The organism is Candidatus Palauibacter sp. (assembly GCF_965216145.1).
In the GTDB taxonomy this organism is placed as follows: Bacteria; Gemmatimonadota; Gemmatimonadetes; order Palauibacterales; family Palauibacteraceae; genus Palauibacter.
Map to the genome: position 1 here is coordinate 3,729,099 of NZ_OZ244149.1, position 19,222 is coordinate 3,748,320.

Genomic DNA, 19,222 nt, shown 5'->3' on the forward strand with positions numbered 1-19,222 from the left:
GTCCCCCTGCTGGCCGCTACGCCGGGGCCCTCGTCTCTTGCCAGCCCGCCGGTCTTGACGTTCCCGCGGGAACGTCCGGGAGGGCGGAGAGAGCGACGCCGATTCCTCATGTCTCCGGATCGTCCCCCGCTGCGTGATCCCGGTTGGCGGCCCACTTGCCGAAGCTCTGCGCGCGCCGGGTCGAGCGTTCGCACCGCAGGAAGCACGCGCTTTCATCCGACCCCTCCTCGCTCCCTGCGTCGTCCGCCCCGCCGGCGCGGCTGGGAGAGAGCGAACCGGTCATCAAGTCGGCGGCGGCCAGGCGCAGGCCCAGCCACCTCAACAGAAGATCCGGGTCCTGCGGGGACTCCTGCGAGTCGCCAGCCAACCACTCTTCCCGGATCGCCTCCCATTCCACCCACAGGGCCGCCCCCCACCCCTCATTGCAGGCGGCGATCACTTCATCTCGCAGGGGTCCAAGCTCATCTCGTCCCAGTCTTCTATCCCAGTGCAGGAAGCCGGCGAGGAAACCTGACATGATCCAGTATCGGTGAGTGTCACCGTCTTCCCGGGCTTGTCGCGTTTCGTTCAGGACAGCGAGGACCTGCAGATAGCCCGCATCCCAGTCGAGAGCATCCTCCGCGGAAGCTCTTCCCTCCGCGCCGTCGCCCGATCGCAACCTCGATTCGACCAGGCTCCGTACTTGACGGACCCTGTCCAGATCCTCCGTCTCGACAGCGTCGGAGATTTCGCCAAAGAGGGCCCCGGAGTTCATTCCCGGGAAATGGGCGGCAAACGCGATCCCTCCCGCTTCTCCGAGGCGAAAGGTCCCCTGCCGCTCGGCATCATGGTCCCCTGTGGGCACCCGCCCCAGCCAGAAGATGGCCTCGTCCAGCGCCTCCAAGACCTTCCGGTAAGCGGATCGCTGCCGCTCGGCCCGGTCCATGGCGCGATCTCCCTCCCCGCTGCCCGCCGCTACGCCGGGGCCAGGGCGATCACGCGCAGGGGGCTTCCGCTCCCCTCGACGATCTTCAGAGGGGCGGCGATCGCCACGGCGCCCGTCGGGGGGAGTTGATCGAGGTTGCAGAGGCTCGCGAGCCCGAATCTCCCCGCGCCGTGCATGGTCCCGTGGTTGGGAAACGGCGGATCGAACGTTCCCGCCTGGCCCGCGTCGGTCCCGACCGTCTCCACCCCGACCCCGAGAACCGCGCGGTCATGGGCCAGCAGGGCCGACGTCTCCTGGTGAAATCCCGGGGAGTGCGGTCCGTCCTCTCCCACATTGAGGAACGCTTCCTTCCCGCTGCGCCGACTCCAGCCCGTGCGCAGGAAGACCCAGGCCCCCTCCGGGACCCGCCCGTGCTCCGCTTCCCACGCCTCGAGCGCCGCCGGAGTGAGCAGAAAATCGGGGTCCGCCTCGACCTCCGCCTCCACGTCGATCACGCACGCGGGTCCGACGAACTTCCGCGGCGGGATCGTGTCCGTCGTCCCGTTGGGGCAGCCCTTCCCGGTCACCCAGTGGATCGGGGCGTCGAAGTGCGTCCCCGTGTGTTCGCCGAGCGTGAGGTTGTTCCAGTACCAGGCCGGGCCGTCCTCGTCATACCTCGAGATCCGCTCGATCGTCACCCCTTTCGAGGGCGCGAACATGGGGGGCAGATCGATGACGACGGTATCCGGGCCGAGCGGGATCGTGAGATCGACCACCCGCACCCTGCCGGCGTTCAGTTCTTCAACGAGTCGTGTCAGGACGTCGGACATCAGGCGTCTCTCCTATCCTTTCTTGTGGTTCTTCTTCCGGTTCTTATTCCGGTCCTTTTCCTGCTCCGCGAAAAACACTTCCAGCTTCTGGCCGGGATTCGGTTTCGTCAGCTTCGAGACGACGATGAACAGCACGAGGCTCACTGCAACCCCCGGTTCGACGGAATCGATCCCGTACAGAGGGAAGTAATGCTCCTGGAAGAAGACCGTCCAGGCGAGACACGCCAGGAACCCGCCGATCATGGCCGCGACCGCCCCCTTCGCGGTACCCCCCCGCCAGTTGAGACCGATGACGATGGGGACGAAGAAGAAGGAGGCGATGAACTTCGCCTGCTCGAGGACGATCCCCTGTACGTCTCCCAGCTTCTGGAGCGCGAAGTAGAGGGGGATGATGGAGAGGACGACGATCGCCAACCGGTTCGCGTTCACGAGGTGTTTCTGGCTCGCGTTGGGCCGGATGAACTTGCCGTACAGGTCGTGGGCGACGCCGGCGCCGGTCACGAGGAGGACGGAGTTCACGGTGGACATGATCGCGGAGAGCATCGCCACGAGGAGGAGCGCCCCGACGACCGGGGGCAGCACATGGAGCGCCATGATCGCCGTCGCCTGGTCCTGGGAGGGGAGGTTCGGGAACAGCACCCGCATGAGCATGCCGATCGACATGATGCAGGTGGCGATCACCACCTGGAATCCGATCGCGATGAAGATCGCGCGGCGCACGGTGCGCTCGTCCCGCATCGAGTAGAAGCGGGTGAGTTCGTAGGGCGCGGCGGCGATCGAGAGGCCGAACGCGATCGCGAACGCGAGCAACTCCCGGGGCCTGTAGTACCAGCCCACGAGGCGATCGTCGAGCGTGTCGAGGAAGCCGAGCGAGCGCTGGACCGCCGCGAGCGGATCTCCGCCCCCGACCTGGTTGAGGAGCACGGGGACCGCGACGATGAGCGCCGCGATCATGATCATCGTCTGCAGGAAGTCGATGTAGGAACTGGAGCGGACCCCGCCGAGGAGCGTGTACAGCGCGGTCGAGGCGACGATGATGAGCATTGCGGTGAGCGGGCGGATCCCGAACACGACCTCCGCCACCTCGCCGCCAGCCTGGAACTGGGCCACGAGGTAGATCGTGTAGGCGACGACGATGAGGACTCCCGCCAGGGCTCCGGCCAGCGGACTTCCGAAGCGGGCGGAGATGTAGTCGGGGACCGTGAGCGCACCGAGGCGCCGGAGCTTGGGGGCGACGAAGAAGGCGCACACGAGCCATCCGGCCCACAGTCCGAGCCAGGGGAAGACCCACGAGACGCCGGCGAGGTAGTGGCGGCCGGCCGTGCCGACGAAGGTGCCGGCCGAGATCTGGGTGGCGGCGAGGACTGCTCCGCCGACGATGGGGCCGATCGAGCGGCCCGCGGCGAGGAAGTCGACTTCGGTCTTGGTCCGGAAGTAGCTCCAGATCGAGATGCTCATGATGACGGCGATATACACCCCGAGGACGACGAAGAAGACGCCGCTCATCCGGGGCCTTCGCCTGATTCCGAGGTCCCGGACGCCGAACGCGGAGCGGCATCGTCTCCGGCGCCGTGGCTCGCGGGTCGCGCAGCGGACCCGTCCGCGGACGGCGACCTCTCGCGTTCCGAGCGCTGGCCCACGACTTCGGCCCAGCGCCGTTCGAGTTCGTCGTCTCTGTTCACGGCCGACCGGAAAAGGAAGACCATCGTGAGGCCCAGGGCGAAGAAGCCCGCCGCGATCAGGATGATCGTCATCGGCCGGGTTCGCCGCCCTCGCGGCGGACTCGCGCGTTCCGCCACGTCCAGATCGCGGCGCTCAACAGCAGCGCGAGGACCGCCAAGTCGGCGACGCGCGCGAACGAGAGCGCGCCGCCGCGCGACAGCCGGAGCAGCCCCGGCACGCTCGACAGGGTGGCCGTAATGGCGCCCTCGCCGGCCCGGGTGAAGCGCGGCAGGCTCGTCGACAGGTCCAGCCCATCGAGCGCGGCCGGATCGCCCTCCAGGCGGATGAGCCAAGGCTCGGCGGCCTCGTGCACGACGGTCTGCTCGGCCCGCCCCCCGGCCACGAAGAGGGGAATCCGGTCCAGCCGCCCGCGCACTGTGTAGGTGATGACGACGGGGGCCGCGGATGCGACGTCGATCCGGTAGGCCCGGCCCCCCGGGGTCGGAGCGACCTCGACGCCGGGGATGGGCACGCCCTCCTGCGTCGCCCCGGTCAGCGACACCGTCTGCTCTTCGAACCTGATGGCGACGACCCGCACGGCGCCGCTGTCCGGCACGAGACGTTGCTGCACGTGGGCCGCGTCGGCACGCAGTTCAACGAACACGGTATCCGTCGTCTGCGCCGCCGCCGGGGCCGCGATCAGCACCCCGGCCAGCGCGGTCAGCGCCGCCGCAAGGGTTGGCAGCCTCGCCGCTCGTGCGCCCGGCCGCTGCACGCCCGTGCGTCGCACGCGCGTCAGCCCGCGGCCCCGAATGTTGCCAGCCGTGTCTGGACGCGGCGCACCGCCCGGGCGGCCTCGAAGAACCCATTGGCCACGTGGTTCGCCTCGCGGCGCAGTTCGTTCTGCAGGAACGGGAGCAGCTCCGACCCCGCCTCGGCGAGGCCCGACAGCTCCCCGACGCGGGCCAGCCGCGGGATCGGCGTGCGGGGCAGCGCCGGGTCGTGGTCGAACGGCCCGCCCTCCGCGTAGCCGATCGGCACCAGGATGCGCGAGAGCTCCAGGAAGAGCCCGTTCAACGCCTCCACATCGCCGTCGGCCTCCGAACCCTCCAGCTCCAGCGATGCGATCGTCCCGTAGAGATCGCCCAGGGCCTCCGCGAGGCCGTCCAGTTCATCCCGCACTTCATTCAGATCGAGGTGTCCGCCGGCCGCCTCGACGTACCCGTCGATGAAGCCTCCCAGCTCCGCGACCGTCTCCCGGAAGTCGTACGGGAGCACCCGCGCGTCGAGGACCCGCGCGATCGACGCCACGTAGACGCCGAGGTCGCGCTCGAGGTTCGCGCGCTCGGCCACGTCCATGACGTCGTCTTCCGTGTGCCAGGCGATGTTCCCGCCGCACCCGCCCGTCGGATAGAAACCAAGCGCCTCGCGCTCGTTGGCCGGGATGTTCGAGAGCAGCATGTAGAACGACGTGAGCCCGATCTGATTGAACGAATAGTCACCGGCCCGCAGCGGTCGCAGTCGCTTCGCGGTCTTCCCGGTGACGTCGGCGATCGCGCGCGCGCACAGCGGCCCCGCCTCGGCCATCCACATCACGTCGTCGTACTCCGTCGCGTGCCAGCATCCGGGGGAGTCGATGTCGATCGCCCCCACGCAGCGCTTGCGCAGTTCGAGCGCATGGGCGTCCGCGTACCAGGTCGAGCCGCCGTAGCGCCCGGTCGAGTGCGCCGGCCACCAGGCAATGCGCAACGAGCGCTTCAGGCTCCCCGCCCGCGCGTGGAAGATCCGCGCGAGTTCGAGCAGCGTCGCATCCCCCACCGCGTTGTCGCCGATCCCCACATCCCACGAGTCGTAGTGGCCGTGCACGAGCATGAACTCGTCCGAGGCCCCGGGGATGTGAGCCACGGGGAGCTTGCACGGATACCAGCCCTCCTCCGTCCGGACCTCGAGCCGCACGCGCTCGCCGACGGCCGCCTTCAGGCGTTCTCCGTCCGGGTTGTTCACGGCTGCGACCGGCGTCGAGGGCTTCGACGGCAGGTTCCGGGTGGTCGGCGTCCCCCAGATGGACGTGCAGATCCCCCAGTGGATATTCTCCCCCGGGTTGATGAAGACCTGGCCCACCGCACCCGCCTCCTCGAAGGCCGACACCATGCCGGGCATCGCGTAGCCCTCGCTGAGCACGATCTTGCCGGCCACATCGGGCAGATCGTCGCCGAGCCGTCGGGCGAACAGGTCCCGCTGGCCCGTCGCGGCCGCCGCGGGCACGTACACGAGTTCCGCCTCCAGCCCGCCGTCCGGCGTCGGCACGGCGAACGACGGCGGCTTGGCCCGCATCGAGCCCCTGCTCCATTCGACCGAGGACTCGCGGGGGAGCGAGAGATAGAGATCGGGCTCATGCATCTCGAACGGCACGCCCATCCGGGCCAACTCGGCGGCGATGTATTCGGCCGCGACGTGTTCGTCCTCGCTCCCGGACTCGCGCACGAGCGTCGAAAACCGCTCGAGCATCGTCCAGCCCGCGTCGAAGGAGACCAGGTCCAGGAGGTCGGGTTCGAGCGCGGCGGGACGCGCGGCCAGCGTCATCTCACTCAATTGTCATCATCTCCCGGGATCGCGGTTGGCGTGAGTTCACTGAAGGACGGTGAGTGTGCCCTCGATGGTGTGCGGTTCAACCGTAGTCAGCGTCGCCACCACGCGGTAGACGCCGGCCGGCAACCCATCCTCGATGCGCTCGACCCAGCGCAGCGAAGTCCCGGGATCGAGCCTCTCCCGGCCCAGCATCATGGTGAAGAACATGCCCTCGGCCCAACGCCACACGGAGGCGCCGTCCTCCGAGAACACCTCGAAGTCGTAGCGCTGCCCGTCGGGGAAGTCGAGGACGAGCGGAGCTTCGCCATCGTTGGTGGCGGCCAGCTCCAGGACGATGGGCGTGCCGGCGGTCGGGAGTGCCTCTCCCAGCGAGAGAGCCAGGCGCAGATCCTGCGTGGAGGGCGCGGCCATCAGCCACGCCAGCGGCACGAACGCGGGCAACGCGAGTCCAATTCGCACCCGACCGACCAAGTTCAGACCTGCAACTCGTAGTGGTGGGTGCCGCCCAGTTCCCAGCCGAGTTCCTCGTACAACGTCTTTGCGGGAGCGTTGTGGGATTCGGTCTCGAGGATCAGGCCCTTGGCCCCGGTCTCGACCGCGAGCAGCCGCGCCCGTTCCATGAGGGCGCGCGCCACCCCGGTCCGCCTCGCTTCCGGCGCGATGAAGAGATCGTTCAGGATCCACAGACGCTTCATCGAGACCGAGGAGAAGGACGGGAAAAGCTGCACGAACCCCACCGCCCTCCCCTCCGGGGTCTCCGCCACGAAGACGCGCGACTCTCGGGCCCCGAGGCGCTCGGCCAGGAAGCGGCGCGCGCCCTCCGGATCCGAGGGTTGCCGGTAGAACCGGCGATACCCGTCGAACAGGGGCACCAGCCGGTCGACATCCTCGAGTCCCGCTTCCCTGACGATCACGCCGGGCGCGAGGATCGAGCCGCGGGAGCCGTCAGTCGGCGACGCTGACGCCCTCGTATGTGTGGATTCCGTCCTCGTTCGCCACCGTCATGCGCGGCGGCGTGTCGCGGAACGGCATCCACGCGCAGCCGTGGTCGCCCTCCTTGTTGATCGCGACGAACTTCTCGGACGGGATGAAGTCCGGGGCCACGTTCCGGTACTTGTGCCGGATCATCCCGACCGCGTCCTCGCACGCCTGCTGGGGGGTGCGGCCGGCGCCCATGCGGGAGACGATGTAGTACCCGGCGCACGACTTGATCACGTCCTCGCCCCGTCCGGTGACGGCGGCGGCGCCGATGTCGTTGTCGACATAGAGTCCGGCGCCGATGATCGGCGAGTCGCCAACCCGGCCGGGGACCTTCCAGGCGAGTCCGCTCGTCGTCGTGATGCCGGAGACGTTCCCCTGCGCGTCGACGGCGAGGACGTTCGTCGTCCCGTAGCGGTGGATCAGCGCCTCGGCCAGGACGTAGTCGCGGTCGGGACCGTCGCGGCCGGGGAGGTCGAGCAGTTCGGCCCACTCCTCGGCCTCGCGCCGGATCGCGTCCTCACCGAAGCCCTGGAAGCCGGCGTCCGCGCGGGCCCCGCCACCGGAGCCGCCGCCGGGGCGGCGCAGATGGTCCGGGGGACCCCAGTCGTCCGTGTCGGAGAGCCGCTCCCGCCAGCGGAGCCAGATCTCGCGCGACTTGGGCGTCATGAGGTCCCTGACCTCGAACCCGAAGCCGACCGCGAACTGCTGGGCGTAGTCCCCGATCAGCATGACGTGATCGGTGCGCTCCATCACGAGACGGGCGACAGAGGCGGGGGTCCGGATCCCCTCGATGCCGGCCACCGACCCCGCGTTGTACGTGGCCCCGTCCATCGCCGACGCGTCCAGCTGCACGACGCCATCGGCGTTGGGGAGGCCGCCCCAGCCCACGCCCGTCCCGTCGGGGTCGAGTTCGACGATGTTCGCGCCGCGCTCGACGGCGTCCATCGCCACGCCGCCGCCCGAGAGAACCTGCCACGCCGCGGTGGCCGCGCGCCGGCCCGTGTCGTTCGTATGGCTCGTGATCATCATCGGCGTCGTCGCCCGCCCGCTCGACCGGAGCGACGGCCCGGTGCCGCTGGCTGACGCCCGCGCCGGCACGGAACCCGCGACGGCCGCCGCCGCGCCCAGGCTCAGGCCCCGGCCGATGAAACCGCGACGATTCATCTCGGACATCTCATCCCCCGTTGGCTGGTGTGAGTCTTCCCTGCCCCAAACTGGCGCGACATCGGTGCCTCCCGCCAGCATCCGGGCGGAGGCGGTGTCCGCGGTCGTGCAACTGTCGGAAGACATCGCGGTGTCGACCGAGCGGAACCGCTCGAGGAGCTTGAGGAGGCTGCATGAAACCCCGCGCCGCAACGTGTCTCCTGTTCTCCGCGCTGGCCGCCTGCCAGGTGGACTCGGCGCCCGTATCGGAGGTCTCGGCGCGAGACAGCATGGGCATCAGGATCGTCGAATACGGTGCGGTGCCGGAACTCGCGACCCCCTTCGTCTTCTCCTCCCAGCCTCTCTACCGGTACGGCGCCGGGGCCGAAGACTATCCGTTTCAGAGCATCTGGCGGGGCGCCCTGTTCGCGGACGGGAGCGCGGCGGTGATCGATGCCCTGAGCGCGGAAATCGTTCTCATCGCGCCGGACGGAACGTTCCGGGGGCTGCTCGCGGATCGCGGAGACGGTCCCGGTGAACTCGATCGCCCCAGCAGCGTGTTCTCCCTCGGCGGAGACACGCTTCTCGTGGACGACCACGGCCACGCACGACTCACCTTCTTCGGCCGCGGCGCCGTCGCACGCGAGGTCGATACGCGTTCTCTCAACCGGAGTCTGCGGGTGCTGGGGCTTGATTCGGCCGGGCGCCTGTTGATGGCGAGTTCTTCCTACCTCCCCGGGTTCCCGGAGCCCTGGCTGCAGGGACACATGGTCCGTTTCGACATCGACTCCGTCGTCGCTGATACCGTCGCGGCGTATGACTGGGTGCCTGCTTCGCCCCGAGAGGGCCCGGTCAACCCGTTCGGGACGGGCGGCCTCGTGGCCGCGGTGGCGGGGAGGTTCGTGTACATGCGCACCGACCGGCCCGAGGTGGTGTGGCGGAATCCGGACGGGACGATGCACCAGATCGTACGGTGGCGCTCGCCTCCGGCCTATCCGGACGAGGAGGACTGGAAACTGTTCGAGTCCTCGACCCGGACCATGCTCCGTCCGGCGAACCCGCAGATCCAGTCCGAGGCCGAGTTCGAGGAGCTTATGCAGAGGGTCCTGTCCCGGCACGAGTTCGCGCCGGACGAGCCTCTCCCCCTCTTCACCCGGCCGTTCGGCGACCGGGAGGGCCGGCTGTGGCTGGGACACTACACCGTCGGCGCGCAGGTCAGCGGCGTGTCGGGTTATTCGATCCTCGCCCCCGACGGGACCTGGCTCGGGGAGGTACAGGCACCGGAAGGGGTCCGACTCCTGGACGTGGCGCAGGGCCGCGCGCTGGGCGTGTTCAGGGATGAGTTGGGCGTGGAGAGCCTCGTCCTGTACGAGCTTCTGCCCGTCGGAGCGGCGGGCGGGACTTAGCGGATCGGGCGTCCTTCGCCGGGGGCGGCGAGGGATCGTCCGTCCAGCTCCGCGGCGATCTCGCTCGGCACGCCGAGGTGATGCAGCGCGGTGGCCGCGACGTCGACGATGAAGGTCGGCCCGGCGACGGGCCAACTCCCGGTCGCCCCTCCGCTGGCGAGGATGAAGGTCGTCATCTCTTCGGGCGAGTCCCCGCCGTGGCCGCCATCCTCGCGTCGCCCGTGGTCCGTGCTGATGAGCACGAGCCAGTCTTCTTCCTCCCAGGCGGGCCGGGCCCGCAAAGCCTCCATCAGCCAGCCGACGTGGCGGTCCGAGAGGGAGATCGCGTCCCGGTATTCGACCCTGATCGATCCGTGCCGGTGGCTCGTCTCATCCGGGTTTCCAAGGTAGACGAAGGCGGCATCCGCCGATGCCGAGGCGAGATGTTGCGCCGCGCGCGCCGCGACGACGCTGTCCGCTGCCGCCCACCCGAGTTCATATCCGTCCACGGCGACGAGCGTATCGATCGCGATCGAGAGCGCCGGACCGCCTCCTTCGAGAGAGGCGAGAGGGAGCCAGTCGACGGCGGCGAAAGTCGCGAGTTCGGGGCGCGCCCGCTCGAGGAGCGTCAGGAAGTCCGGATATTGCCCGTACTTTCGCCCCTCGAAGCCGTTGTCGGTCACGCCGTGCTTCGCGGGCCACACGCCGGTCAGCATGGAAGACCATGAGGGCCCGCTCACGGACGGGGTCGTGGTCTGGGTGCCAGCCGTGTACCAGCCGCTCGCGGCCAGCGAATCCATGAACGGAGTGGGCACCTCCGCCAGGACGTCCGGGCGCACGCCGTCGATCCCGATCACGAGGACCTTCGGCGTCCCCTGAGCGTGGGTCGCATTCGGAGCCAGAACCAGGGCGAGGGCCGCAGACAGCGCGGCGGCGGGCAGAACGATGCGGCGGGATCGGGGCGTCATGTGGTCGTCATGTGGTCGAGAGCTCCCTGTCGGACGTGCGACTGGCTGCAACTGGCGATGAGGGCGGCGTGTCCCGAAGTTGGGGGACCATGAAGATATCCGTCCAGATCCTCGCCGTCGTTACGCTCGCGGGTTGCGCCACGGCGCCCGTCTCCTTTCAGGGCGTCGCCCCGCCCGGGCTCGAGACCGCCTACCGCTGCGCGGTCGCGCAACTCAACCTCATGGACTACAACATCGAGGACGGGAATCTGGAGGCCGGCTTCATCCGGGGCCGCAGGCAGACCTCGGGCGTCGTGCAGGAACTCTTCACGGGTGCCGCCCACCACGACATCCTCACGGCGACCGTGTTCGACAACCCGGCCACGGGGAACACCCACATCAGGGTCGTCGCCTCACGCGTCGCGGATCACGACATCGGACTCATCAGCGGGCTCGACGACGAGGAGGAGCAGGGCGAGAACCAGATCGCGCCCTCGGATTCGGGGAAGGCCGACGCGCAGCGCCTTCTGGCCAACTGCGGCGTCGTCGCCGTCGCGGAGTCGGCACCGATCCTCTGACCCGACTCATCCGGCGTTTCGAACGCCCCGCGGTCGCGGCAGCGACCGAGTTCACCGAACGGCGGCCGGCAGTCTCCTGACCACGATGCTGGGGATGTCGAGCTCATCGAGTTCGATGAAGGCGACCAGGCCGTCCGGCCCGAACGCGGCCGGGATCTCGGTCGCGCCGGCCGCAAACGTCCCGACGTACTCTCCGTCCGCCCGCATCACGTCAATGGGGCCGGATGCGTCCCATGGCTCGTCCCCGCGCCGCTGAATCCAGAGCGTGCCGTCCCACGTCGCTCGCAGCGCGGACAAGACGGGAATCTCCTCGAAGAACTCGCGGTTCTCGATCTCTTCGCGGGCCGCCTCCTTCATCTGATCGAGGAAGCCCGGTGGAACCCCTTCCGCCTCCGCCGCCCCGAGGTCGCCGAAGAGGCCCCCGCCTCCTCCCTCCTCCAGGTTTCGCAACTCATGTTCCCGCATGGCCGACTGTATCCGGCGCGTGACCGGCTTCGGAGCCAGCGGGCGGGTCACGTTGCGCATCACTCGCCCGGCGCGATCCGCGAGCTTGATCCCGTAGGCGCTGGAGTCCGAGTAGGCGATCCCGCCGTCCGGCAGGAGATCCCAGAGGAGGTCCGGTTCGAACCATCTCACGCCGCCCATCATCATGCCGAACATCGACGCAGGGTCCGCCAGATCGGACATCGACAGCTCTTCCGTTTCGTCTTCGTCGTCATCGACCGCTGGGCGCCACGCTTCGAGGATCGTCTCGGCGACCACCTCCTCACCACCGAGATCGAGCCGCTCAAGCCCCCTGTCGTCCACACCCTCCTCGTCCGCGGCTTCCGCGCCGGTGAGTTCCCCGAAGAGGCCCGTCAACGCGTCCAGTTGCGAGGGGAGTCCCCGGGCCACGACAGCCGGGCCGGCCGGATCGGGCCGGAGGTCGGAGCGAATGTTGGACATGCCGCTGAACAGGTCGCTCCCGCTACTCATGCGCACGAAGCGCTCGAACTCGCCGTCCGGGCCGAAGACCTGATAGGCATTGTGGCCTATATCGGAGACGGCCAGGCGCCCATCCGGCCACACCACGAAGGCCTGGGGCTGATTGAACTCTCCCGGCCCCTCCCCCGGCCCGCCGACGATGCGGACCAGCGACCCGCTCGGGTCGATCACGACGACGTGCCCCGCGGAGCGGTCCAGCGCGTACAGCCGACCGGCGCCGTCGAAGCTCACGCGCGGCGACGTGCTGAACTCCGCCCATTCGGGGGCGTCGAACCCGCCGACGCGGTACACCTCGGGAAAGTCGGCCGCCAGCGGAACGTCCTGACCCTGTAGACCATGGCCGGCAGCGAAGATGCCGGTGAGCACACCCGCTCCGAAGAGAATCTTTCCCATCACGACAACTCCTTTCAGTCGCGGACGCATGTTACTCAGTCGTCATAGCTTTTCGAAGCAATACGCAATTCCGCAAAATGAGGACGAGCAGGATTACAGTAATGACGCAAGACACGATGACTGCGTACGCGCCGATCGTTAGTAGCCGTACCAGTTCGTCGATTACGGAGAAGGGAGATGCGGCAGTTTCTGCTTGCTGGATAGCCGTAGTCAGGGCAGTCATCGTCCTTGCTCTCTCCTCGGCGTAGCGGGACTCGGCCTCGGCTCCCTACCGATCACGTAGGACCGACCGGAAGGGTTTCAAGTGAGCCTGGGAAGACGGGGGTATCCGGCGATCAGGCTCTGAGGAGGCCGAGGGCGACTTCCCGCGCCTCGTCCAGCGTGTCGACGACCTGACCCTCCCCCACGGCCGCCAGGATGTCGAGAGTTTCCAAGGTCTTCGCGATGGCGCCCGACACCCCCGTCACGATGACCTCGGTGTCCCCCTTCGCCGCCACATCGAGAAGCTGTCCGATGAGCATGCCCGCGCTGTCGTCCAGGTACGTCGCCTTGGAGAAATCGAACAGGACGATCTCGTGTTCCCGGATGTCCTTTCCGATGACGTCGACCAGCTTGTGGGACGATGCGACGGTGAAGGCGCCCCGAAGCTGCACGAGGCCGACCCTGGCCGAGTACTCGTCCATCGTGGACGCGCCATCGAGTCCGGCGAAGAACGTCCGGTCCAGGAGAGGGACGGAGAGCACGTTGTCGAGCTCGAGGCCCTCCAGCTGCCGCGCGTGGGCCATGCCCGCAATGATGAGGCCGATCGCCACCGCCGTGACCAGATCCACGAACACCGTCAGGCCCAGGGTCATCACCATGACGAAGAGGTGGTCGCGTCGGATCCGGTGGATACGCAGGAGGAGGGGCCAATCGATGATGTCCCACCCGACCTTGATCAGGATGCCGGCGAGGACGGCGTGGGGGATCGGTTCGAGATGCCGGCCCAGCCCCAGCAGCACAGCGAGGACGAAGAAGGCGCGCAACGCGCCGGAAGCCCGCGTGAGGCCCCCGGCGCGGATGTTGACCACGGTGCCCATGGTGGCACCCGCGCCGGGGAGGCCGCCGAACATCCCGGAGACGATGTTTCCGATCCCCTGCCCCACGAGTTCCCGGTTCGAGTTGTGCCGCGTGCCGGTGAGCGAATCCGCGACGAGGGACGTCAGAAGACTGTCGACGGATCCGAGCAGGGCGAGGATCAACGCCGGCTGCAGTGCGCTCGCGAGGAAGCTGACGGAGGGCAGACCCAACTGGATCCCCGGCAGGCCGCTCGGGATCTCCCCGATGATCGGCACATCCGTCAGCCAGAGCACGCCGAGCAGCGTACCGACCACGAGCGCCACGAGGGGTCCGGGGAGGAGCCGCGACAGCCGCCGGGGCCAGAGGACGCCGGCCACGAGCGTCGCCGCAGCGACGGCGACCGCGCTCAGGTTCATGGTGCCGATCGCATCGGGGAGCGCCCGGATCGCGCCCATGGCCCCTCCCGCCGCGGTGGGAGCGCCGAGGAAGGGCAGGGCCTGCATCAGCATGATGATGATCCCGATCCCGGTCATGAAGCCCGAGATCACGACATACGGGGTGTAGACGACGAAGCGGCCCGCCCCCAGAAACCCCAGCACCACCTGTATGAGCCCCGCCAGCACGACCACGGTGAAGGCTTCGCCGAGCGTGGAAGCGTGCGTCGTGACGATGACCGCCATGGCGACGGTCATGGGAGCGGTGGGGCCGGAGATCTGGAAGCGCGTGCCGCCGAACACGGAGGCGAAGAAGCCGACCGCGATCACCCCGTACAGGCCGGCGGCCGCCCCGAGGCCCGACGCGACACCGAAGGCCAGCGACACCGGCAGCGCGACGACCGCCGAGGTGAGGGCGCCGAACATATCTCCGCGGAGCGTATGAAGGTCGTATTTCAGGGGTCGCTCCTTCCCGGCATCGCACCCTTCCTCGTGGGCACGTTACTCTGGGGGCGCCCCCGAGCGCGGGCAACTCCGCCATGTCTTTTTCGACTTCGACGCCGATGCGCCAACGGGTCAGACAATGAAGGCAATCCGCGAACGCTGGGGAAGTCCCCTGGGCTTCATCCTCGCCACCACCGGGTTCTCGGTAGGGCTCGGAAACATCTGGCGGTTCCCCTATCTGGTGGGTGAGAACGGCGGCGGGGCGTTCCTCCTCATCTACGTCCTCCTCGCGGTCCTGATCGGGATCCCGCTGTTCACGGCGGAGATCAGCCTCGGGCGCCGCGCGCAGGCGACGCCGCTCGCGGGGATGCGGAAGCTGGCGGGGCGCGGCCCCTTCCGCCTCATCGGCTGGCTCGGCGCGGGCGCCGCGTTCCTCATCATGGCCTACTACCAGCTTATCATGGGCTGGATCGCCGCCTACTTCATCCGCGCCTTCCGGGGCGGGTACGGCGCCGGGAGCGTGCAGGCCGCGGCCGAGTCGTTCGCCGCCTTCACCGCGCGCCCGGGCGTCGTCCTGGCGTACACACTCCCCGTGATGCTGCTCTCCGGCTTCATCATCACCCGGGGGCTGCGGCGCGGGATCGAGCGCGCGGCGCGGCTGCTGATGCCCGTCCTCTTCCTGTTCCTCATCGGGCTCGGGATCGTCTCGCTCCAGTTCGAGGGGGCGTGGGAGGGAGTACGGTGGTACCTGGCGCCCGACTTCTCGGCCGTCGGCCCCGAGACCTGGCTCGCGGCGCTCGGACAGGCGTTCTACTCGATCGGGGTCGGGATGATGGGCGCGTTCGTGTTCGGGAGCTATCTCCACCCCCGGAAGAGCGACATTCCCGGGAGCGCCGCCACGATCGTGGCCTTCGACACGCTCGCCGCGGTGCTCGCGGGCTTCGTCATGTTCCCCGCCCTGTTCGCGTTCGGACTGGAGCCGGACCAGGGAGCGGGGCTGCTCTTCGTCACGATGACCGGGCTGTTCGGCCGTCTGCCGGCGGGCGAGGTGGCGGCGGCGTTCTTCTTCTTCTTCGTCTTCATCGCGGGGCTCACGTCCGGCCTCGCGTTGCTGGAATCGCTGGCGGCCAGCGCCATGGACTCGTTCGGGTGGAGCCGCAGGCGATCGGCGTGGACGGTACTGGCGATCATCCTGCTCGCCGGCGTCCCGATCGCGCTCGGAGGCGGGCCGTGGGCGGCGGTCCAGATCGGCGGCCGCGGCCTGTTCGAACTCGCGGACTACGTATCGGGGAACCTCTTCCTCACCGTGGTCGGGCTTCTGATTTCGCTCTACGTGGCGACGGCGTGGGGATTCGAGCGTTTTCGGACGGAGACGAATCAGGGTGCGGGCCGCTTCCGGATCACCGGAGCGTGGGCCCCCGTCATGCGCTTCATCGTTCCGGTCGCGGTGGGGCTCGTCCTACTGGCCGGCATCGGCCTGCTGGGCTAACCCGGGAACGGGGCGCTTGGGAGGGCGCCTACGGCTGGAGGCGGGTGATCTCCCAGCCGCCGTCTCGTGGCGTGTAGGCGAGGCGGTCGTGCAGTCGGTTCGCACGACCCTGCCAGAACTCGAAGCGATCGGGAATGAGGCGGTATCCGCCCCAGAACTCGGGCAGCGGGATGTCCTTCCCGGCGAACCGGGCTTCGATCTCCGCCACCTGCGCCTGCAGCTTTGTGCGGTCGGGGATCGGACGGCTCTGGTCTGAAGCCCACGCGCCGATCTGGCTTCCGCGCCCCCGGGTCGCGAAGTACGCCGCGGACTCCTCGGTCGAGAGACGCTCGACCCGGCCCTCGATCCGCACCTGTCGTTCGAGTACGGACCAGTGAAAGCAGAGCGCTGCCTGCGGGTTCGCGTCGAGTTCAGCCGCCTTGTGGCTCCCGTAGTTCGTGAAGAAGCGGAAGCCGTCGGGGCCCACGCCCTTGAGCAGGACCATGCGGGCGGAAGGCCGTCCATCGGCGCTCGCCGTGGCGAGCGCCAGAGACTCCGGGAGCAGCAGCCCCGAGGCTGCGGCGTCCGCGAACCAGCGGCCGAACAGCTCATGGGGATCGCCCGACGCCTCGAGTGTCGGGAGGCCGCGCGCTACGCCCCTGATGAGCGTGCGGATCGCTCTCAGGTGCGCGCGCAGGTCTTTGAGTCTGCTCACTCGGGCTTCCCGGGTGCGGGGGATCCGTCGATCGGTGGACAGTGTTCGTCGGGTGGCGCGGGCGGTCAACCCGCGGGTGATCAACCCGCGGGCGCCGGACCTCAGGCAAAGCGGGCCGGATCGAAGGGGGTGAGGTCGATGTCTGACCGGCCTTCCAGCACGAGTTGCGCCAGCGCCCAACCCGTCGACGGGGCGAGTGTGACGCCGAGCATCTGGTGGCCCGTGGCCACGTAGACGTTCTCGAGGTCGGGGAGTCGGCCGATGGCCGGCAGGCCGTCCGGCAGCACGGGCCGCATGCCGACCCAGTCGACCCGCTCCGTCCCGTCCAGGGCGCCGGGCAGGTACCGTCGCGCGGCCCGCTCCAGCAGAGCGATCCGGCGCCGGTCGAGGTGCTGGTTGATGCCCGAGAACTCCATCGTGCCGATCGTGCGCAGCGCCCCGCGGAAGGGTGTGAAGCCGATCCTGGCCGGCGCCACGTGCACGGGCTGCCGCAGTCGGGCCCGCGCATTCCGAACGGTGATGCTGTATCCCTTCCCCGCCTCCACGGGCAACCTGCTCTCGAGCATGCCCAGGAGGGTGCCTGTCTCGGCCCCCGTCGCGACGACGAACAGGTCCGCCTCGATCGGTTCGCCCGGCGGCCGGCCGGTCGCCGCTCCCCCGGCGGCGGGCCCGGCCGTCAGCGCCACCCGGACGCGGCGGCCTTCGCGGGCGAAGCCGACGACTTCCACGCCCGCCAGGATGCGGACGCCGCGGGCCTCCAGGCTCGCGGCGAGCCCGGCGCAGAGCGACTCCGGGCGCACATGCGTGTCGCCGCGCACGTGAAGACCGAACAGGTCGCCCCGCAGACTCGGCTCGGCCTCCCTGAGCGCCCGGCGGCCGAGCCTGTCGACCCGACCGACCCGCTCCTCGCCCAGCTTCGCCAGCAGCCCCGCCGCCTGCTCGAGTTCCCCCTCGTCGCCGTAGGCGAGGATCGTCCCCGCTTCCGCCTGCTCGAACGCCACCCCGTCCCCCGCGAGGCCCCTGTACAGCGGATCCGTCGTCGCGTTGAGCGCCGCGAGCGCCGCGACGCCCGCCGCGTAGCTCTCGGCGTTGCAGTAGCCGCGAAAGGCCCACAGCCATCCCGTGAGCCGCGGGATCGCCGCCGGCTTGATGTAGAGCGGGCTGTCCGAGCGCAGCAGCCAGCGGAGCGACGTCAGCGTCAGACCCGGGGCCGGCAGCGGCCGCGAGATCGACGGACACACCCAGCCGCCGTTCCCCTCCGAGCAGCCACCCCCGATCCGGTCCCGTTCGACGAGGATGACCTCGGCGCCGCCGAGTTCGAGATAGTGGGCGACGCACAGCCCGATCACGCCGCCCCCGACGACGGCAACCCTCACGGAGCGACCGGCCGGTGTCGGGGGACGGCGGGCGCCTGCTCGCCGCGACCGTCCACGTAGCGCCGCAGTCGGCTCCGGAACTCGGACCAGGCGGGCATGGCGTGCCCGGAAACGCCATCAGGCACAGCAGTCCTCGGAGTCCGTGGCGCAGGCGGCCGGCGCCGGGTCGATCAGAGCACGGCCATCGGGCGCGTCGTCCGTGACCACGTACCACTCCCAGCGAAGGCCCTGCGGTTCATGAGACCAGACCTTCGTCTGCGTCGCATGACAGCACACCGTCTCTTCCTCCACTTCGGTCAGGATGTCGGCCGCCTCCAGGCGGTCGCCGGCCTGGCGGACCAGCGCGCCGTCGAAAACCTCCACGCCGAGGTGGTTCAGACGCTCCTCCGCGTCCGGCTTCTCGAACAGCACCAGCTTCAGCGGCGGCGCGTCGATGGCGAAGTTCGCGTACCCCGGGCGGCGCTTGTGCGGCGTCGCACCGAACAGCTTTCCGTAATAGTCCACCGCCTCGTCGATGTCCCTCACGTTGAGGGCGAGTTGCAGTCGCATGTCACAGCCTCCGTTGATTGGCATTCGATTCGTTTTCCGTCGTCGTCTTCTGCCCTGTAAGACGAACGGGACGGGAAAAGGACGCAAGCGAGAGATCTGATGGCACTCAGAGCGGAGCGGGCGGGGGCGAGGTCACGGGGGACAGGCCGGCTCGCCCGCGCGGGCCGCGTACGGCCGCGGCGACGCCACCCGTCCCTGGAAGATCGCGCACTCCAGCCTGACCTGCGTCACCCTCGCGAGGGCCGACCACCCGTCCGGCGTCGCGCGCAGAATCTGCACGATCACCCCTGGACTCCCGCGGAAATCGAGGTCCTCGAGAAACCTCGCGTACTCGGCGTGCTGCCGATGATACGAGTCCTGAAGCCGGAGGAGCTCGTGGAGGGCGGAGATGGCAAAGTCCCGCGGCCTCCGGGATGCCACCCCGATGTCGCCGCTCGTCGTGATCTGCGGCCCCTCGCCCCGTGCTCCGCCGGGCGCCACGATGGGCGCGGGTACGGGATCGCCCCCAGGCCCGGGGTCGCCCGGCCGTACGGTGAACGAGGTGCACGAGGCGAGTCCCGCGAGTCCCGCGAGTCCCGCGATCGCCTGTGCCGACCTCGTGGTCGATTCCCTGCGCATGGACATTTCTCCCCCCAGCCTGACTCCGGCCGCGCGCCTCAAGTCTCGCTCCGCGCACTCGACGCCGCCAGCGAGCAGCGCCGGCCGCTGGCGCCAACTCGCGCCGCCGGCCGCGTGCCGTTGCCTGGCGGCCTGGGCCGGACAACGTTCATCGCCCCGTGCG

19 protein-coding genes are annotated in these 19,222 nt (G+C 69.3%); 3 read left to right on the plus strand and 16 right to left on the minus strand.

The features are described from left to right. Nucleotides 1-106 precede the first annotated feature (106 nt). The 9 genes from ACOOHF_RS16040 to ACOOHF_RS16080 are packed head-to-tail and all read right to left on the minus strand — an operon-like array spanning nt 107 to nt 8,139. Nucleotides 107-925 carry a hypothetical protein gene (locus ACOOHF_RS16040; RefSeq protein ID WP_420462440.1) on the minus strand — a complete coding sequence of 273 codons (819 nt, stop codon included), beginning with the start codon at nt 923-925 and terminating at the stop codon, nt 107-109. 29 nt (nt 926-954) lie between these two features. Next, a complete protein-coding gene (locus ACOOHF_RS16045; protein WP_420462441.1) occupies nt 955-1,734 on the minus strand; it encodes a cyclase family protein in 780 nt (259 codons plus the stop codon). 12 nt (nt 1,735-1,746) lie between these two features. Beyond that, a complete protein-coding gene (locus tag ACOOHF_RS16050; protein WP_420462442.1) occupies nt 1,747-3,240 on the minus strand; it encodes a sodium:solute symporter family protein in 1,494 nt (497 codons plus the stop codon). Continuing rightward, on the minus strand, nt 3,237-3,488 hold the full coding sequence (locus ACOOHF_RS16055; RefSeq protein WP_420462443.1) for a hypothetical protein: 252 nt from the start codon (nt 3,486-3,488) through the stop codon (nt 3,237-3,239). The genes ACOOHF_RS16050 and ACOOHF_RS16055 overlap by 4 nt, the downstream gene beginning before the upstream one ends. Next, nucleotides 3,485-4,186 (minus strand): hypothetical protein, encoded by a 702-nt coding sequence (locus ACOOHF_RS16060; protein ID WP_420462444.1) that lies wholly within the window; start codon nt 4,184-4,186, stop codon nt 3,485-3,487. Before ACOOHF_RS16060 ends, ACOOHF_RS16055 begins: the two co-directional genes overlap by 4 nt. A 5-nt stretch (nt 4,187-4,191) precedes the next feature. Beyond that, nucleotides 4,192-5,979 (minus strand): M28 family peptidase, encoded by a 1,788-nt coding sequence (locus tag ACOOHF_RS16065; protein WP_420464387.1) that lies wholly within the window; start codon nt 5,977-5,979, stop codon nt 4,192-4,194. Nucleotides 5,980-6,024: 45 nt separating this feature from the next. After that, on the minus strand, nt 6,025-6,444 hold the full coding sequence (locus tag ACOOHF_RS16070) for a BsuPI-related putative proteinase inhibitor (protein ID WP_420462445.1): 420 nt from the start codon (nt 6,442-6,444) through the stop codon (nt 6,025-6,027). A 14-nt stretch (nt 6,445-6,458) separates the two neighbouring features. Continuing rightward, complete coding sequence (locus ACOOHF_RS16075; RefSeq protein WP_420462446.1) at nt 6,459-6,899, minus strand: GNAT family N-acetyltransferase; 441 nt, start codon at nt 6,897-6,899, stop codon at nt 6,459-6,461. A gap of 31 nt (nt 6,900-6,930) precedes the next feature. Then, nucleotides 6,931-8,139: a N(4)-(beta-N-acetylglucosaminyl)-L-asparaginase gene (locus ACOOHF_RS16080; protein ID WP_420462447.1), complete on the minus strand. Its 1,209-nt coding sequence runs from the start codon at nt 8,137-8,139 to the stop codon at nt 6,931-6,933. A gap of 164 nt (nt 8,140-8,303) precedes the next feature. Between ACOOHF_RS16080 and ACOOHF_RS16085 the strand changes: the two genes are divergently transcribed. Further along, nucleotides 8,304-9,515 carry a hypothetical protein gene (locus ACOOHF_RS16085; RefSeq protein WP_420462448.1) on the plus strand — a complete coding sequence of 404 codons (1,212 nt, stop codon included), beginning with the start codon at nt 8,304-8,306 and terminating at the stop codon, nt 9,513-9,515. Here the strand turns inward: ACOOHF_RS16085 and ACOOHF_RS16090 are convergent. Next, on the minus strand, nt 9,512-10,462 hold the full coding sequence (locus ACOOHF_RS16090) for an alkaline phosphatase family protein (RefSeq protein ID WP_419935843.1): 951 nt from the start codon (nt 10,460-10,462) through the stop codon (nt 9,512-9,514). The genes ACOOHF_RS16085 and ACOOHF_RS16090 overlap by 4 nt on opposite strands. An 89-nt stretch (nt 10,463-10,551) precedes the next feature. Between ACOOHF_RS16090 and ACOOHF_RS16095 the strand changes: the two genes are divergently transcribed. Further along, nucleotides 10,552-11,019, plus strand: a complete 468-nt coding sequence (locus tag ACOOHF_RS16095; RefSeq protein WP_420462449.1) for a hypothetical protein — start codon at nt 10,552-10,554, stop codon at nt 11,017-11,019. A 51-nt stretch (nt 11,020-11,070) separates the two neighbouring features. On the opposite strand, the gene ACOOHF_RS16100 is transcribed toward ACOOHF_RS16095, so the two are convergent. Both ACOOHF_RS16100 and ACOOHF_RS16105 read right to left on the minus strand, forming a co-directional pair. Then, the gene (locus ACOOHF_RS16100) at nt 11,071-12,396 is read right to left on the minus strand and encodes a hypothetical protein (RefSeq protein WP_420462450.1); all 1,326 of its coding nucleotides are present in this window, start codon (nt 12,394-12,396) and stop codon (nt 11,071-11,073) included. Nucleotides 12,397-12,731: 335 nt separating this feature from the next. After that, nucleotides 12,732-14,315, minus strand: a complete 1,584-nt coding sequence (locus ACOOHF_RS16105) for a SulP family inorganic anion transporter (RefSeq protein ID WP_420462451.1) — start codon at nt 14,313-14,315, stop codon at nt 12,732-12,734. Nucleotides 14,316-14,472: 157 nt separating this feature from the next. Here ACOOHF_RS16105 and ACOOHF_RS16110 point away from each other — a divergent pair, with 157 nt between their 5' ends. Continuing rightward, nucleotides 14,473-15,822: a sodium-dependent transporter gene (locus tag ACOOHF_RS16110; RefSeq protein ID WP_420462452.1), complete on the plus strand. Its 1,350-nt coding sequence runs from the start codon at nt 14,473-14,475 to the stop codon at nt 15,820-15,822. Between the two features lie 28 nt (nt 15,823-15,850). Here the strand turns inward: ACOOHF_RS16110 and pdxH are convergent, their stop codons facing one another. The 4 genes from pdxH to ACOOHF_RS16130 form a co-directional block, all read right to left on the minus strand. Further along, the gene (pdxH, locus tag ACOOHF_RS16115) at nt 15,851-16,516 is read right to left on the minus strand and encodes a pyridoxamine 5'-phosphate oxidase (protein ID WP_420462453.1); all 666 of its coding nucleotides are present in this window, start codon (nt 16,514-16,516) and stop codon (nt 15,851-15,853) included. Nucleotides 16,517-16,617: 101 nt separating this feature from the next. Continuing rightward, nucleotides 16,618-17,892, minus strand: coding sequence for an NAD(P)/FAD-dependent oxidoreductase (locus ACOOHF_RS16120; protein WP_419935849.1), 1,275 nt, complete (start codon nt 17,890-17,892; stop codon nt 16,618-16,620). Nucleotides 17,893-18,009: 117 nt separating this feature from the next. Continuing rightward, nucleotides 18,010-18,441, minus strand: coding sequence for an ArsI/CadI family heavy metal resistance metalloenzyme (locus tag ACOOHF_RS16125; protein ID WP_420462454.1), 432 nt, complete (start codon nt 18,439-18,441; stop codon nt 18,010-18,012). Between the two features lie 132 nt (nt 18,442-18,573). Next, entirely contained in the window at nt 18,574-19,059 is a 486-nt protein-coding gene (locus ACOOHF_RS16130; protein WP_420462455.1) for a hypothetical protein, read from the minus strand. Nucleotides 19,060-19,222 lie beyond the last annotated feature (163 nt).

Coding starts and splice junctions, on each gene's coding strand:
- ACOOHF_RS16040 (WP_420462440.1), bottom strand. CDS start 925: ATGGACCGGGCCGAGCGGCAGCGATCCGCTTACCGGAAGGTCTTGGAG.
- ACOOHF_RS16045 (WP_420462441.1), bottom strand. CDS start 1,734: ATGTCCGACGTCCTGACACGACTCGTTGAAGAACTGAACGCCGGCAGG.
- ACOOHF_RS16050 (WP_420462442.1), bottom strand. CDS start 3,240: ATGAGCGGCGTCTTCTTCGTCGTCCTCGGGGTGTATATCGCCGTCATC.
- ACOOHF_RS16055 (WP_420462443.1), bottom strand. CDS start 3,488: ATGACGATCATCCTGATCGCGGCGGGCTTCTTCGCCCTGGGCCTCACG.
- ACOOHF_RS16065 (WP_420464387.1), bottom strand. CDS start 5,979: ATGACGCTGGCCGCGCGTCCCGCCGCGCTCGAACCCGACCTCCTGGAC.
- ACOOHF_RS16080 (WP_420462447.1), bottom strand. CDS start 8,139: ATGTCCGAGATGAATCGTCGCGGTTTCATCGGCCGGGGCCTGAGCCTG.
- ACOOHF_RS16085 (WP_420462448.1), top strand. CDS start 8,304: ATGAAACCCCGCGCCGCAACGTGTCTCCTGTTCTCCGCGCTGGCCGCC.
- ACOOHF_RS16090 (WP_419935843.1), bottom strand. CDS start 10,462: ATGACGCCCCGATCCCGCCGCATCGTTCTGCCCGCCGCCGCGCTGTCT.
- ACOOHF_RS16095 (WP_420462449.1), top strand. CDS start 10,552: ATGAAGATATCCGTCCAGATCCTCGCCGTCGTTACGCTCGCGGGTTGC.
- ACOOHF_RS16100 (WP_420462450.1), bottom strand. CDS start 12,396: ATGGGAAAGATTCTCTTCGGAGCGGGTGTGCTCACCGGCATCTTCGCT.
- ACOOHF_RS16105 (WP_420462451.1), bottom strand. CDS start 14,315: ATGTTCGGCGCCCTCACCTCGGCGGTCGTCGCGCTGCCGGTGTCGCTG.
- ACOOHF_RS16110 (WP_420462452.1), top strand. CDS start 14,473: ATGAAGGCAATCCGCGAACGCTGGGGAAGTCCCCTGGGCTTCATCCTC.
- ACOOHF_RS16125 (WP_420462454.1), bottom strand. CDS start 18,441: ATGCGACTGCAACTCGCCCTCAACGTGAGGGACATCGACGAGGCGGTG.
- ACOOHF_RS16130 (WP_420462455.1), bottom strand. CDS start 19,059: ATGCGCAGGGAATCGACCACGAGGTCGGCACAGGCGATCGCGGGACTC.